Source organism: Mesorhizobium sp. M2E.F.Ca.ET.209.01.1.1, from assembly GCF_004010375.2.
Taxonomy (GTDB): domain Bacteria; phylum Pseudomonadota; class Alphaproteobacteria; order Rhizobiales; family Rhizobiaceae; genus Mesorhizobium.
Genome location: NZ_SADP02000020.1, coordinates 71,376 through 84,503, shown reverse-complemented (window position 1 = coordinate 84,503; position 13,128 = coordinate 71,376). Strand labels below are relative to the sequence as shown.

The window sequence follows — 13,128 nt, the reverse complement described above, 5'->3', positions numbered from 1 at the left end:
TCGTAGCCCACCGTGCCGTTGCCGCCGAGCGCGCCGCCGCTCAGAACCGTCACGGCGGAACTGGCGAGGGCCGTTGATCGCGCCGTCGGCTTCCGTCCAGTTGCGGTTCGTCGCATCCCACACGCCGTCACCGCCGTCGATCACGCCGTTGTCATGCAGCCCGGTATTGCCACCGTCCCAGAAACCCAGGGTTGCCCCGGCCGTGGAGATCAGATTGACCTGCCCGTTGATTGCGGTCTGGATGAAGAGATCGCTCGCGGCGACGGGCGTGGTCCCGAACGCCGTCGCGTTTGCCACCGCGTTGCCGAAGATTTGCGAACCGTCCTGCAACTCCAGGCGCATTGTGCCCGTCGTGGGCGTGACGCTCCACCCGATCGCGTCGGCGCCGGTACCAGCCCGGATGATGCCGCTGTTGACAACATCGATCGAGGCGGTGGCGACGTTGGCCACGATTGCGCCACCATTGCCGCTGCCTTCGATCGTGCCGGTGTTGACGATCTGCCCAGCACCGGTTCGCACGAAGACGCCGATGCCCCCAATACCGCTTGTACTTGGCCCACCGCGAATGGTTCCGTGATTGGTCAAGGTAACGATGGCGCCGGGGCCGCCGAAATCGACGCCAGGACCTCCATTTCCTAAGGAGTTTGTTCCGCCCTGGACGAGGCCCATATTCGTGACCGACGCCCCGTTCCGGATTTGCAGCCCTGCTGCCGAGCTCCCGCCGTCTGTACCCATGAACGTGCCCACCAGCGTCCTCATGGCGCCTACGCCCGAGAATTGGATGCCGCTGTTCGGCGGGCCGGAAAGGGTGAAACCTTGCGTATCGATGGTGATGGGCTTGGTTGGGACCGTCAGGGTCCCCCCCCGAAGACGGCGTGGTAAAGCTGGAGGTCAGCACGATCGTCGAAGTCGGATCGCCGTCGCTATTGGCCGTGGTGATGCGGGCTTGCAGCTCTGCAAAGTTGTCAGCGTAGTAGGTCGCAGCCGAGGCCTCGCCTGGAAGCCAGCAGGCCAGCGCGACCCCGCTTACCCCCGCAAGCAGCCTATTGCCCCGAATGCGCCGAACCGCGCCGTCGACAGTTCTCATGGCAATGCCCCTTGCAATTCCCTGGCCAACCCATGCCGTGTTGCCTGGCGACCTGGACAGCGCGCGCCGACCAGAGCGCGAAGAGGTTAACTTGGTGTTTGATTCCTGTATTGAAGTTGAATTGTCGATTACCGATTTTTTCTTGCCGTTACTTTAAAGCAACATTAGCATCGCCGAATATAAGCAGTATAAATATATAAGCTTTGACTTGATTATGGGGATGTGACCGCCACCGGTGAGAGGGGAGCGGGCGGAACCCGGGCGGTCCGGCCCCTTATCATGGTGACACAGGATTTGCGGACCGGACCTTGCCCCCGCGGCTTGGCCGCCCGGGGCAACAGGTGGTTAGCTTTGCCTTTGGCGGCTGCCGTTGGCAATCGATGGTCCGCGCCCGCGCCGAGACAGATCAAACGGAACCGCGTTCAAGCTCCACCGACAACTGGACAAGGTCGGAAACGCCACGGCTGAAAAGCGTCATGACCCTGATCGCGATCCGTTCGCGATCGTCCTTGTCGGCGATGTGGTGCCTCGCGCAGTAGTCGTTCAAGGCTTTCGTGAGAATGTCGAGCTCGGCGGAATCCGCCACACCGCATGCTGACATGCTTGCCCTCCCTTGACAGGGGCGAAAGCATGATAGCCGCTTTCAAGCGTCCGCTTGCCTCTATCCGGTACGGACGACGAATGAAGGTTACGCTCGAAATGTGACCGTTACGAGTCAATTGCGCAGGGTGGAATTCCACCTATCTCTTCTTCAGCAGCCGCGCCTCGCGAAGCAGCGAACCGGCGTCGATGCCGATCATGTCGACAAGGTCGCGGGCCTGGGCCTCGGTGATGCCGGTTTCCTGCACGAGAAACCGGACCCGGAACTCCTTCTCCGCCTTCAGTCGCGCGTCGCGTTCTTGCTTGTCTTCGGCCATGGATCTCTCCCCATGACCTGAAACTGCAAGCAGGCGATCAAAGTTCCGCTCAGCGCGCCACGGGCCGATGTCCGTCGGGCAGGCGGGTGGCGATCAGCTTGTCGATGCGGCGGCCGTCAAGGTCGACCACCTCGAAACGCCAGCCTTGCGCGTCGACGCACTCGCCGGTCGTCGGCAGATGGTGGAGATGCGACAGCACATAGCCGGCCACGGTCTCGTAGTCGCGGTTCTCCGGCAGGTCGATGCCCAGCACCTCGGCCATCTCGTCGGCCTGCATGTAGCCGGCGAGCAACCATGAGCCGTCATCGCGCTTGACGGCATTTTCCTCTTCGCCGGCCTCGAGGTCGGAGCGGAACACGCCGGTGATCGCTTCCAGGATGTCGGCCGGCGTGACGATGCCTTCGAAATGGCCGTACTCGTCATGGACCAGCGCCATCGGCACGTCCGATTCCCTGAGCTTCTGGAGCACGTCGAGCGCGTCGGCCTGATCATGCACGATGGGTGCGGCGCGCACGTGCTGGCGCGGATCCAGAACCCTGCCGGCAAGAAGGGCGGCCAGCACGTCGCGCGTCTGGATGACGCCGACCATGGCGTCGACATTGCCGTCGCCGACCGGCAATCGCGAGTGCTGCGTTTCCATCAAGAGCTTTCGGGTCACCGTCTCGTCGGACTGCAGGTTGAGCCAGTCGACCTCCGTGCGCGGCGTCATCACGGCGCGCACGGCGCGGTCGCCGAGGCGCATGACGCCGGCGATCATGCGGCGCTCGTCGGATTCGATTGTGCCGTGATGCTCGGCCTCGGCGACCAGCATCTTGATCTCTTCGTCGGTGACCTTCTCTTCCGCCTCGTCGGCCTGGCCGAGCAGCCACAGAATGGCGCGGCCGGAGAGATCGAGCAAGAAGACGAGCGGCGCCGAGACGGTCGCAAGGATGGTCATCGCCGGCGCGGCGCGGACCGCGACGCGCTCGGGATCGCGCAGCGCGATCTGCTTCGGCACCAACTCGCCGACGATCAGCGAGGCATAGGTGATCAAAGCGACGACGATGCCGACGCCGACGGGGTCGGCGATGTTTTCGCGGATGCCGGTCGACGCCAGATATTGCGCCAGCCTTTCGCCGAGCGTCGCGCCCGAGAATGCGCCCGAGAGTACGCCGACCAGGGTGATGCCGATCTGCACCGAGGACAGGAACTTGCCGGGATTCGAGCCCAGCGCCAGCGCGCGGCCGGCGCCCTTGACGTTGCGGTCGATCATCGCCTTGAGGCGGGCGGGCCGCGATGAGACGATGGCAAGCTCCGACATCGACAAGAGGCCGTTCACCAAGATGAGGACGGCCACGACGGCGATTTCAACATAAAGCATGGGCGGTCAATAGCATTGCTGCAGCGCATTCGAAAATAGCCCGCCGGTATTTTTGGCAGATGACAGCTTTGGCGCGCGACACACCGGCTTCCGGGCGGTCGTTCGGCAGACGCGTCAGCAGCCGTGGCGAGTTTGGCATCCGAGCAGGACACTCCCGCGAAATCTCAAAAACGGATCGTTGAAAATCAACGAGATAGGGAGGAACCAATATCAAATGATATAGTTAGAAGGGCTTATGGGGGATTGCCCATTGGCGCTCGAACCGAAACGCAGCCTTGTCCAGAAGCTTCTGGAGGAGACCGGTATTACCGAGGCGCAGGCGCTGGAACTGATCTCGCTGCTCGGATCGAACTGGTCGTCGCTGGTCCGGGAAGCGAAAGCCATAAGGGACAGCCTGAAGCCGCCGACCGGATGACGCATGGCGTCGTCATCGCGTTGGCATGACCTTCCCAGGCATCGTCACTGCTTTTTGTGCTCAACACGCCGATCACGGCCATGCCGTCGGTGAAATAGGGATCGCCACCGCCATTGCGCCCAGACTTCGTTGCGCCGATCCCCGGTATCTCGCTGGTGGATGTGAGCAGGCCGGCGGCCTTCAGGTCGCCGATCAGGAAGTCGCGCTCGGCGTCGATGTCGGGGCCGATATGGTGGGTGACGGCGCCGGTATCATGGCTGAGGCCGACGCCGCGGTCGAAGCTCGCGGCGCCCAGCCAGAGCGGGCGGCCGTCGTCGCCGACCGCGTCCGTCAGCCAGAAGCGGACATGATGGCGCCGGTCGGCGCTGTCGCCGACCGGTTTTTCGAAGGCAAGGTCCTGGGCGCGGCCTTCCAACAGCAGGCGGCTCATCGGCGCATCGGGGTAGGGGCGGGAAAACAGGACACTTTCACCGATATCGATCGCGGTTCTGAGGGTGACGGCATCAGCCGTATCCCAGCCCGCGACCGCGAAGGCGTGGACCACCTCCTTCTCGGTGCCGACAAGGCCGACATTGATCGGGTCGCCGGGAATGCCCTGCGGCGTATGCGTCACCATCTCGAAGGGGCGGGTGCGGAAGCCGCGCTCCCGCCAGGTCCAGAATTCCGGCGCGGCGACATAGGCGAGCGCCAGATAGGAGGCGCAAACCGCTGCAAGCCAGATCGCCGCCCGTCGCCTCAGGCTTCGCTTACCCACGACAAACCGCTCCAAAATCCACGCGCGACCATTTTACTCTGTGTCGGCCGTTTTTGGGCAGAGGCCTGTGGAGACGATACTTTGTCGATATGGATAACGAAGCGGGTTGTGTTGCGATAGCCCAAATCAGCGGCAGGCGCGGTAGCCGCTCTTGCGGTTCTTGATGTCGAAATGGAAATGGTTGCGATGGTCGTAGTTGTAGCCCGGGCCGAGCACCGTGGTGAAATATTCGCAGCCGTCGGCGCGCACATTGTTGAGGAAGCCGCGGGTGCGGAAGGCGAACAGGCCGGGCTTGCGGACGTCGATGTCGTCGCCATTGTTGAGCTCGATGCTCATGACGTCGAGCGCGTTGCCCTTGCCGTGCTCGGACAACACGCCTTCGCCGGCGATATTGCGGCAGGAATAGCTGGAGCCCTGGTGGATCGCCTTGACGCCGGAGAAATAGCGCCAGCGGGCTGCCGGCTGCAGCTCGTTCTTGGTCCAGGCAGCGAAGGTCGCGGCCATGTTGCAGGTCAGCGTCGCCGCCGGCTTCATCGCGACGCTGCCGATCGCCGAGACCTTTACCGGGAAATCGATGCCGCACTGTCCCTCATGGATCGGCTGGACGTCCTGATAGACGACGCCCATCCGCTTCAGCTCGTTGCGGCAGTCGATCTCGCTGGCCGGCATCTGCTCGAGCGGCGACATGGGCTCGTCCATGCGTGGATAGGCGGCCTGGGTCATGTAGGGATCGGACGGCACGAGACGCTGCATGCCGGAATATTGCGGCGCATCGGGCTGCGGCACGGCCGCCGTCTGGCTGCCGACATCGACGGCCGGCTGCAGCGCAAAGACATTACCGGTCGTGCAGGCCGATATCGTCGCGATGGCGGCGCCTGCGACCAACCCAACGGCCGCGACGCGCGCACGCTTGTTCCATCGCGCCGCCACCAGCATAGCGCCAAGTCTTCGAGCCATCGAAAGGCGTCCTTGTCCCCGAATGGCACAAGTTTAGTGGGCAAGAGTAAAGGAAAGATCAGCGCCGGCATTGATGCATGAGGCGGAAATGCGGCGTTGTTCTTGTCGGGGCGTGGCCCGAAAACTTTCGAGATCGTTCTTACTGGCAGAAGGTGCCCCCGTGCCGGCGCGGTTCAAGATCGAGATGGAAATGCAGCGCGTGGTCGGGGTCGGCGCCCGGCCCAAGCACCGTCTTGAACGGTCCGCAGGCAGCCTTGCGCACCGCGTCGAGGAATTTCACATCCTTCTCCGGAGGCACTGGACCGACCTCGATCTTGCTCCCGTCCGACATGGTGAAGCTGGCGATGTCGAGCGCATTGCCGAAGGCGTGTTCCGACAGTTTGCGGGTGCCGTTGCGCGGGCGGCAGACAAAGGCCGAGGCCTGGTTGACCGACTTCAAATCGGCGCCGAGTTCGGCCTTTGCCGTGGGCTGGACGACATCGGCCATGAAGCGCGCCGCTGCCTCGGCCATCGGGCAGTTGAGCTCAGTGCCGGGGCTTACGCTGATGGATTTGCCGAGCGTCTTCAGAATTATCGGATAGGGGATAGAGCAGCCGATTTCGGGATCGTGCTCGGCCTTGTGCTCCTCGAATTCGACGCCCAGCGCCTTCAGCCGCTCGCGGCACGCGGTTTCCTCCGCCGGCATCTTGTCGGCCGGCATATCGGCCGAGCGGGGATCGGGAAGCATCTTTTCCTCGCCCGCATCAGCCGGCTTTTCCGGCGGTTGCGGCGCGGTTTCCGGCGGCTCCGGCTCCAGTTCGGCGGGCTTCTCCGGTGGTGTCGGCACGACATCCGGCGTCTCAGGCTCGGATTGCGTCCGTGGCGCGGACTGAGCGCCCTTGGAGCGCGGCGGGCGGGCGTCCCATTTCGGATGCGACTTCTCCTGGTTGAGGAAATCGTCATTGCTGTCAAGGCGGCTTTTGCCTTGCCCCGACTTCTCAGTACCGTTCTCCATGTCCTGAGGACGCGACCCTGGAACCGGTGTCGCCGGGGGCGTTTCCGGTGCCGGAGCGGCGCTCTGGCTGACCGGCGGCAGGTGCCTTTTATGCCGATGGTGATGCTTGGCGGCCAAGGCCGGCGTAACCAGCAGGATCGTGGCCGCCACAGGCAGCGCCAGTCTGCAAAGTCGTGAAAGGCTCAGCGTTGCCATCGCCCGGAAACGGCAATCGTGTCGCGAAGTTGCCTGCGCCGGGTGCCTTGCCGATCACAATCGGTTACCGGCACGTTACGCGCCTATGGCTTCAAGGCCTTCCTCCAGCCAGTCGGCCAACATCGGCAGGCCGAGCAGATATTTGGCCGTCTGCTTCCTGGGGCGCTCCCTGGCGGCTGCCACCGCGTCCGCCCATTCGGATGCGTCATAGTCGCCGCGTCCGACCCAGGCGAGCGCGATCAGTTCAGCCGCTTCGTCGATGTTGAGATCGTTGATCAGCTCGCGGAATTCCTCCTCGGTGAGGTCTTCCGAGGCTTCCTCGACAAGGCCGTCATGGTGGTGGCTGGCATGCGCGTCGCCGTCGAACTCGACCTCGTGCTCGGCGCCGTCGTCATAATCCTCGTTGACGGCAGCGCTCAGCGCCTTGGCCTTGAGGATGAACAGGCGCACCGTGTCCGGGTCGATGGAAAGCTCCCATTCTTTCTCGAGGCGCTGCTGCACGGTCCTTCTCCACGTGATGCGCTTGGCCCCGATGATAGCGGATTTGCAGCGCGCGTCACGTCCGGAGGTAAATGCTTCTTTCCGGCCGCTGAAAATAGTTCGGCATCCGCCCGCATTTCGGGATGAAACCGCAATGAGGTGGCGTTAATCTGCCATTGTCACCCTCAAGGAGGCTTCGATGCGCAGACGTTTACTTGTTCAGGTCCTGGCCATTGCGGCGCTGCCGCTGTTCGTGGCGCCGGCGTTCACAGCAGGTGAGAGCGGCGGTAGTGGCGGCAGTGGCGGCCAGACGACCACCACCTGCAAGAAGGGCGAGGTCTGGGACAAGAAGAAGAACAAATGCGTAAAGCCGCAATACGGCATGCTGGATGACGACAGCATCTACGAGGCCGGCCATGATCTGGCGATGGCGGGGCGTTATGACGAGGCGATCTCCGTGCTGACGCTCGCCGCCAACAAGCAGGATCCGCGCATCCTCAACTATCTCGGCTATTCGCATCGCCATTCCGGCCGCGTCACGGTCGGCCTCGGCTATTACGAGGAAGCGCTGCGCATCGACCCGAACTACACGCTGGTGCGCGAATATCTCGGCGAAGCGCATCTGCAGATCGGCGATCTCGCCGGTGCTCAGGAACAGCTCAAGGAAATCGAAAAGCGGACCGGCACGGGCTCGCGCGAATACGGCATGCTGTCCGAACAGATCGATCATTTCCTGCGGAGCTGATACGGCTCCGACACTGTTCAACCGGCTGCGAGCCGTCGCAGCCGGTTTTTTGTTGTCCGCAGCCGGCAAGGGGCTCGCGAAAGCGGTGATCAATTTGCCGAACTTCATTTTTGGGCGTGAAAACCGCGCAAAGATCGCTATATTCGGGGAAATTGTGGTGAAACGGCTCCGTTAGCCCGAGGCTGCCGGACCGTTTTCTTTTTGTACCCATTGACAAGGCCGCTCCCGAAATCGGGGGTGGCGGCAGGAAAGGTCAGGCATATGATCAAGGTCCCGATGACAGGCGAGGGGTTCGCGTCATTGAAGGAAGAACTGCGTTGGCGCCAGCAAGAGGAGCGGCCTCGTATCATCGAGGCGATCTCCGAAGCGCGTTCGCATGGCGACCTGTCCGAAAATGCCGAATATCACGCGGCCAAGGAGTCGCAGAGCCACAATGAAGGCCGCATCAACGAGCTCGAGGATCTGATCGCGCGCGCCGAGGTTATCGACGTCTCCAAGCTTTCCGGCGACAAGGTGAAGTTCGGCGCGACCGTCGTGCTCGTCGACGAGGACACTGAGGAAAAGAAGACCTACCAGATCGTCGGAGACCAGGAAGCGGACGTGAAGTCCGGCCGCATCTCGATCTCCTCGCCGATCGCGCGAGCGCTGATCGGCAAGGAAGTCGGCGACGCGATCGAGGTCAACGCTCCGGGCGGCGCTCGGGGGTATGAGATCGTCCAGGTGCAGTTTATTTAAAGGTATTGAAAGCCGGGCCTTCAGCCTTGATTTCAATTTCCAAACGCCGGCGCTGCCCCTCATCTGGCTGCCGCCATCTTCTCCCCGTAAACGGGGAGAAGGCACCTGTCGGTGATGATTTCGCTAATTTTCGACGTTTGCAGATAGGCGCCGGCATCGCGGCCAGCCGCTTTCTCCCCGTTCACGGGGAGAAATGCCCGGCAGGGCAATGAGGGGCGGCGCCGACGCCCGCTTGTTGAGCAACCAGCGTCAACCGGCCGCCTGATCGAGTGCCTGCCGCTGCATCAGCCGTTCCGCCTCCGCCACGACCTCAACCGGCGTCACCTTGCCGCCGGTTGGCGCAAGCAAGGTCGATGCAAACTTCCCGCGCGGGCCGGTGAGACCGGGTTCCGTCGCCAGGAAGATGGCGACCGTCGGCAGGCCGAAGGCGCTGGCGAGATGCGTCAGGCCGGTGTCGGCGCCGATGACCAGCGCCGAGTGGCCGAGGATCGCGGCGACATCCGCGAGCGGCGATTTCGCAACCAGCACCGTCCTTGGCACGGCTCCGGCAATGGCTTCTGCGACGGATTTTTCAGCCTCATTCGACCAGGTGACCACCGGCGTGAAGTGTCGGTCGGCCAGTCCGCGCGCGGTTTCGATCCAATCCTCGGCCGGCCATTTCTTGTCATCGCGACTGGTGCCGTGCAGCAGGAAGGCGGTTTTGCCTTCAACGCCGGGCAGCGCGCCCACCGGCGGCACGATGCCTGACTCGAGCGTCGACAGGTCAGGCTGATAGCCCAGCGTCAGTCCGAACAGCCGCCTGGTGCGTTCGATGGCGTGCAGGTCGCGCGGCACGGCGAATTTGCGCTGATAGAACAGCGTCGCCGAAGGCTCACGGGCGCTCGCGCGATCGAAGCCGGCAATCGGCGCGCCGGCCTGCATGGCGACCAGGGCCGACTTCAACAAGCCCTGGGCGTCGATGACGAGATCGTAGTGAGAGGCGCGCAACGCTCTGCGCAAGCCGGCCATCTCGCGCCATGTTCCGCCGTCGAAAAGCGTCTTGCGCCAGCGCCGGACCGCCACCTTGTGGATCATTCCAATCGCCGGATGCAGTGCCACGATCCCGGCAAACGGCTCCTCCACGCACCAGTCGAAGCTGATATCGGGGCGATTGTGGATCGCGTCCTCGACGGCCGGAAACGTGTGGATGACATCGCCCATCGACGATGTCTTGACGATCAGCACTTTCATGCGGCGGCCGGAACCTTGAGCAGGCGGTCGGCCGCGGCGGAGACGCGCGCGACGTCGAGCGTCTTCAGGCAGTTGAGGTGCCCGAGCGGGCAGACCTTCTTGTGGCAGGGCGAGCAGGACAGATGCAGCCAGATCAGCTCGGAGTGCTCGCTGAGCGGCGGCGTGTTTTCCGGCGAGGTCGAACCGTAGACGGCGACGATCGGCGTGCCGACGGCGGCCGCGACATGCATCAGCCCGCTGTCGTTCGAGACCGCAAGCTTCGCCGCGGCGATCAGGTCGATGGCGTCCTCGAGCCGCGTCTTGCCGGCAAGGTCGATAACGCCGGGCGCGAGCGCCGCTATCTCGCCGGTCACGCTGGCATCATTCTTCGAGCCGAGCAGCACGACGCCCAAACCCTTCGCCATCATGTCCCGCGCCAGCCCGGCATAGTGGTCGCTCGGCCAGCGTTTTGCCGGGCCGAATTCGGCGCCGGGCATGAGCGCCACGAATTTCTTTCCTGTCAGCCCGAACCGAGCCAGCAAATCGGCCTGGTTGGCCTTGTCGACGATAAGCTTCGGCGCGCGAAACGTGCCGCCGCGCGCTAGGCCAAAATAAGCGCGCGCCGTGCGCCGCTTCAGCGCTTCGGGCAGCGGCACGATGTCGGTCAGCAGGCCGTAGCGCATCTCGCGCAGATTGCCGACACGAAGCGGGATGCGGGCAAAGAACGGGATCAACGCCGACTTCCAGCTTCCCGGCAGCACATAAGCCATGTCGTAGCGGCCGCGCAGCAGGCGGCCGAAGCGTCTGCGGCTGCGGAATTCGAGCGCGCCCGGCATCAGCGGAAAGTCGATCTGGCTGCGGATCTCGGGCATACGCCTGACCAAAGGCGCGGCCCAGGCCGGCGCCAGCACGTCGATCGCGGCATGCGGATGTTTTTCCTTCAGCGCCGCAAACAGGCACTGCGCCATGACCATGTCGCCCACCCAGCGTGGGCCGATCACGAGGATCGTTGGGCCTTCAGCCATTCGACATAGTCCCTGACGCCGGTTTCGACTGTGCGGAATTGGCCATTGTAGCCGGCCGCGCGCAAGCGGGACATATCAGCCTGCGTGAAACTCTGGTAGCTCCCCTTGAGATGGTCGGGGAAGGGGATGAACTCGATCTCGCCCTTGCCAAGTGTGTCGATCACCGTTTCGGCAATAGCGCGGAACGGCTGCGCGCGACCGGTGCCGCAGTTGAAGATGCCGCTCAAGCCGCGTTTCCAAAGCCAGAGATTGACGTCGGCGACGTCGCCGACATGAATGAAGTCGCGGCTCTGCTCGCCCGGGCCGAAGTCGCCATAAGCGCCGAAGAGTTTCGGGTTTTCGCCGCGCTCGACCTGGTTGAACAGATGGAAGGCGACCGAGGCCATGGCGCCCTTATGCGCCTCGCGCGGCCCGTAGACGTTGAAATAGCGCAGGCCCGCCACCTGCGAATGGTCGGTGTCGAAGACGTTGCGGCGGACGTAGTCGTCGAACAGCTTCTTCGAATAGGCATAGACGTTGAGCGGACGCTCGAAGTCGGGCTCCTCGCGAAACTCGCTGCCGCCCCCGTAAACCGAAGCCGATGAGGCATAGAGAAAGGGCACGCGCAGCTTCAGGCAGGCATGCAGGAGGCGCTTCGAATAGGCGTAGTTCACCTCCATCATGAACTTGCCGTTCCACTCGGTGGTGGTCGAGCAGGCGCCCTGATGGAAGACGGCCTCGATGCGGCCGAGCGAGCCATTCTCGAGCTGGGCGAGAAAATCGTCCTTGTCGAGATAGTCGGCGATGCGAAGGTCGGCCAGGTTGGCGATCTTGTGGCCGTCGGTGAGATCGTCGACGACGACGATGTCGTCATGGCCCTCGGCATTGAGAGCGGCGACGATGTTGGAGCCGATCATGCCGGCGCCGCCCGTGACGATGATCATTCTTTCTTCAGCCTTGCTCCGTTGCCGATTCCGGCCCTTATAGGGGAGGTGGGCTGGACTGTCGATAAAGCTCGCCGGCCGCGGCTACGACGAATGTAGGGATGGATCGTCGGAGGGGCCTTCGGGATAAGCTGCCTGCGAGCACCGCGGCGAGGGGCCAGGGTGCCGGTCCTTGCCCGTGGTGCAACCATGACGTCCGATTTAAAGCCTGGCCTTCGCCATCTTCAAACCCTGCGTGTGGACGACACCCTGACGGTGCCCGCCATGACTCCAGCCTTCTCGGGTTTTGGCGACATGCCGCCGGTTTTCGCCACCGCCTTCATGGTCGGCTTCATCGAATGGGCGTGCATCGAGGCATTGCGTCCGTTCCTTGGCAGCCACGAGAGAACGGTCGGCACCCATGTCGACGTCAGCCATGTCGCCGCCACGCCCATCGGCATGACTGTCACCGCCGATGTCGAGCTTGTCGCCGTGGAGGGAAGGAAGCTGCGATTCAAGGTGTCGTGCAGCGACGAAGGCGGACTGATCGGGGAAGGGTTCCACGAGCGCGCAGTGATCGACCATGACAAGTTCATGGCGCGCGTCCTGGCCAAATCAGGCCAGACCGGTTCCTCGCCACAGTGAGGCCGCAAAGCTTCCGCTTCAGTCAGCCTCCGCCATCTCTGGCGTAGCGTGAGGGACCAAGATGCCGTCGATGGAACTGCTCATCGCGTTTTTCGCCACCACGGCGATCTTCGCTTACATCCCCGGCCCCGCCATGCTTTACGCCGCCGCCCAGACCATGGCGCGGGTCGCTGGTCGGGGCTGACGGCGGCTCTCGGCATCCATCTCGGCGGCTATGTGCATGTCTTCGCGGCCGCCGCCGGCCTGTCCGTCCTGTTCCATGCGGTGCCGCCGCTCTATCTGGCGGTCAAGCTCGGCGGCGCGCTTTATCTGATCTGGCTCGGCGTCTCCATGTTCCGCAAACGGACGGACGGCAATACGGCTCTGCCCGCCATCGAGCGGAAATCGGCCCGACGCGCCTTTTTCGAAAGCATCGCTGTCGAAGTGCTCAATCCCAAGACAGCGATCTTCTTCATGGCGTTCCTGCCGCAATTCATCGATGTCTCGGCTGCGTTTCCGGTCTGGCTGCAGTTCGTCATCCTGGGAACCATCGTCAATCTGATGTTCTCCTCGGCCGACATCGTCTGCGTTTTCCTAGCAGGCGTTCTCATTGCACGGTTGCGGCGCTCGGGCCGGGCGCAGCGGCTGATGCAGCGCGCGGGCGGCGCCGTGCTGGTCGGCCTCGGCGTCCATGTGGCCCTTCAGAGAAGCTGATTGCCAAGCAGGCTC

Annotated in this window: 13 protein-coding genes and 2 pseudogenes; 5 read left to right on the top strand and 10 right to left on the bottom strand. The window is 63.5% G+C overall.

Features of this window, described 5'->3' with window-relative positions:
- Positions 1 to 12: 12 nt before the first annotated feature.
- A complete protein-coding gene (locus tag EN852_RS41045) occupies positions 13 to 639 on the top strand; it encodes a hypothetical protein (protein WP_189546235.1) in 627 nt (208 codons plus the stop codon).
- Positions 640 to 1,493: 854 nt separating this feature from the next.
- Here the strand turns inward: EN852_RS41045 and EN852_RS28215 are convergent.
- The 7 genes and pseudogenes from EN852_RS28215 to EN852_RS28190 all read right to left on the bottom strand — a co-directional run bounded on the left by EN852_RS28215 (position 1,494) and on the right by EN852_RS28190 (position 7,180).
- On the bottom strand, positions 1,494 to 1,688 hold the full coding sequence (locus tag EN852_RS28215; protein WP_127878960.1) for a hypothetical protein: 195 nt from the start codon (positions 1,686 to 1,688) through the stop codon (positions 1,494 to 1,496).
- 139 nt (positions 1,689 to 1,827) lie between these two features.
- Complete coding sequence (locus EN852_RS41040) at positions 1,828 to 2,004, bottom strand: hypothetical protein (protein ID WP_189546233.1); 177 nt, start codon at positions 2,002 to 2,004, stop codon at positions 1,828 to 1,830.
- 49 nt (positions 2,005 to 2,053) lie between these two features.
- Positions 2,054 to 3,364: a hemolysin family protein gene (locus EN852_RS28210; RefSeq protein ID WP_127878962.1), complete on the bottom strand. Its 1,311-nt coding sequence runs from the start codon at positions 3,362 to 3,364 to the stop codon at positions 2,054 to 2,056.
- 476 nt (positions 3,365 to 3,840) lie between these two features.
- Positions 3,841 to 4,533, bottom strand: a pseudogene (locus tag EN852_RS28205) (LssY C-terminal domain-containing protein); the annotation flags it as partial.
- A 126-nt stretch (positions 4,534 to 4,659) separates the two neighbouring features.
- Entirely contained in the window at positions 4,660 to 5,490 is an 831-nt protein-coding gene (locus EN852_RS28200; protein WP_127878966.1) for an extensin family protein, read from the bottom strand.
- Between the two features lie 139 nt (positions 5,491 to 5,629).
- Complete coding sequence (locus EN852_RS28195) at positions 5,630 to 6,640, bottom strand: extensin family protein (protein WP_127879071.1); 1,011 nt, start codon at positions 6,638 to 6,640, stop codon at positions 5,630 to 5,632.
- Positions 6,641 to 6,754: 114 nt separating this feature from the next.
- Positions 6,755 to 7,180, bottom strand: coding sequence for a DUF3775 domain-containing protein (locus EN852_RS28190; protein ID WP_127878968.1), 426 nt, complete (start codon positions 7,178 to 7,180; stop codon positions 6,755 to 6,757).
- Between the two features lie 178 nt (positions 7,181 to 7,358).
- Here EN852_RS28190 and EN852_RS28185 point away from each other — a divergent pair, with 178 nt between their 5' ends.
- Positions 7,359 to 7,904 carry a tetratricopeptide repeat protein gene (locus EN852_RS28185; protein ID WP_127878970.1) on the top strand — a complete coding sequence of 182 codons (546 nt, stop codon included), beginning with the start codon at positions 7,359 to 7,361 and terminating at the stop codon, positions 7,902 to 7,904.
- Between the two features lie 261 nt (positions 7,905 to 8,165).
- The gene (gene greA / locus EN852_RS28180) at positions 8,166 to 8,639 is read left to right on the top strand and encodes a transcription elongation factor GreA (RefSeq protein WP_027168132.1); all 474 of its coding nucleotides are present in this window, start codon (positions 8,166 to 8,168) and stop codon (positions 8,637 to 8,639) included.
- 249 nt (positions 8,640 to 8,888) lie between these two features.
- Here the strand turns inward: greA and waaC are convergent, their stop codons facing one another.
- The 3 genes from waaC to rfaD are packed head-to-tail and all read right to left on the bottom strand — an operon-like array spanning position 8,889 to position 11,796.
- On the bottom strand, positions 8,889 to 9,869 hold the full coding sequence (gene waaC, locus EN852_RS28175) for a lipopolysaccharide heptosyltransferase I (protein WP_127878972.1): 981 nt from the start codon (positions 9,867 to 9,869) through the stop codon (positions 8,889 to 8,891).
- On the bottom strand, positions 9,866 to 10,873 hold the full coding sequence (waaF, locus tag EN852_RS28170; protein WP_127878974.1) for a lipopolysaccharide heptosyltransferase II: 1,008 nt from the start codon (positions 10,871 to 10,873) through the stop codon (positions 9,866 to 9,868). The genes waaC and waaF overlap by 4 nt, the downstream gene beginning before the upstream one ends.
- On the bottom strand, positions 10,846 to 11,796 hold the full coding sequence (rfaD, locus tag EN852_RS28165; RefSeq protein WP_127864566.1) for an ADP-glyceromanno-heptose 6-epimerase: 951 nt from the start codon (positions 11,794 to 11,796) through the stop codon (positions 10,846 to 10,848). Before rfaD ends, waaF begins: the two co-directional genes overlap by 28 nt.
- Before the next feature lie 162 nt (positions 11,797 to 11,958).
- Between rfaD and EN852_RS28160 the strand changes: the two genes are divergently transcribed.
- Both EN852_RS28160 and EN852_RS28155 read left to right on the top strand, forming a co-directional pair.
- Entirely contained in the window at positions 11,959 to 12,420 is a 462-nt protein-coding gene (locus EN852_RS28160; protein WP_210238263.1) for a thioesterase family protein, read from the top strand.
- 61 nt (positions 12,421 to 12,481) lie between these two features.
- Positions 12,482 to 13,113, top strand: a pseudogene (locus EN852_RS28155) (LysE family translocator).
- Positions 13,114 to 13,128 lie beyond the last annotated feature (15 nt).

What these genes read in the sequence shown, in the direction of transcription:
- EN852_RS28215 (WP_127878960.1), bottom strand. Translation starts at nt 1,688, where the DNA reads ATGTCAGCATGCGGTGTGGCGGATTCCGCCGAGCTCGACATTCTCACG.
- EN852_RS41040 (WP_189546233.1), bottom strand. Translation starts at nt 2,004, where the DNA reads ATGGCCGAAGACAAGCAAGAACGCGACGCGCGACTGAAGGCGGAGAAG.
- EN852_RS28210 (WP_127878962.1), bottom strand. Translation starts at nt 3,364, where the DNA reads ATGCTTTATGTTGAAATCGCCGTCGTGGCCGTCCTCATCTTGGTGAAC.
- EN852_RS28200 (WP_127878966.1), bottom strand. Translation starts at nt 5,490, where the DNA reads ATGGCTCGAAGACTTGGCGCTATGCTGGTGGCGGCGCGATGGAACAAG.
- EN852_RS28185 (WP_127878970.1), top strand. Translation starts at nt 7,359, where the DNA reads ATGCGCAGACGTTTACTTGTTCAGGTCCTGGCCATTGCGGCGCTGCCG.
- greA (WP_027168132.1), top strand. Translation starts at nt 8,166, where the DNA reads ATGATCAAGGTCCCGATGACAGGCGAGGGGTTCGCGTCATTGAAGGAA.
- waaC (WP_127878972.1), bottom strand. Translation starts at nt 9,869, where the DNA reads ATGAAAGTGCTGATCGTCAAGACATCGTCGATGGGCGATGTCATCCAC.
- waaF (WP_127878974.1), bottom strand. Translation starts at nt 10,873, where the DNA reads ATGGCTGAAGGCCCAACGATCCTCGTGATCGGCCCACGCTGGGTGGGC.
- rfaD (WP_127864566.1), bottom strand. Translation starts at nt 11,796, where the DNA reads ATGATCATCGTCACGGGCGGCGCCGGCATGATCGGCTCCAACATCGTC.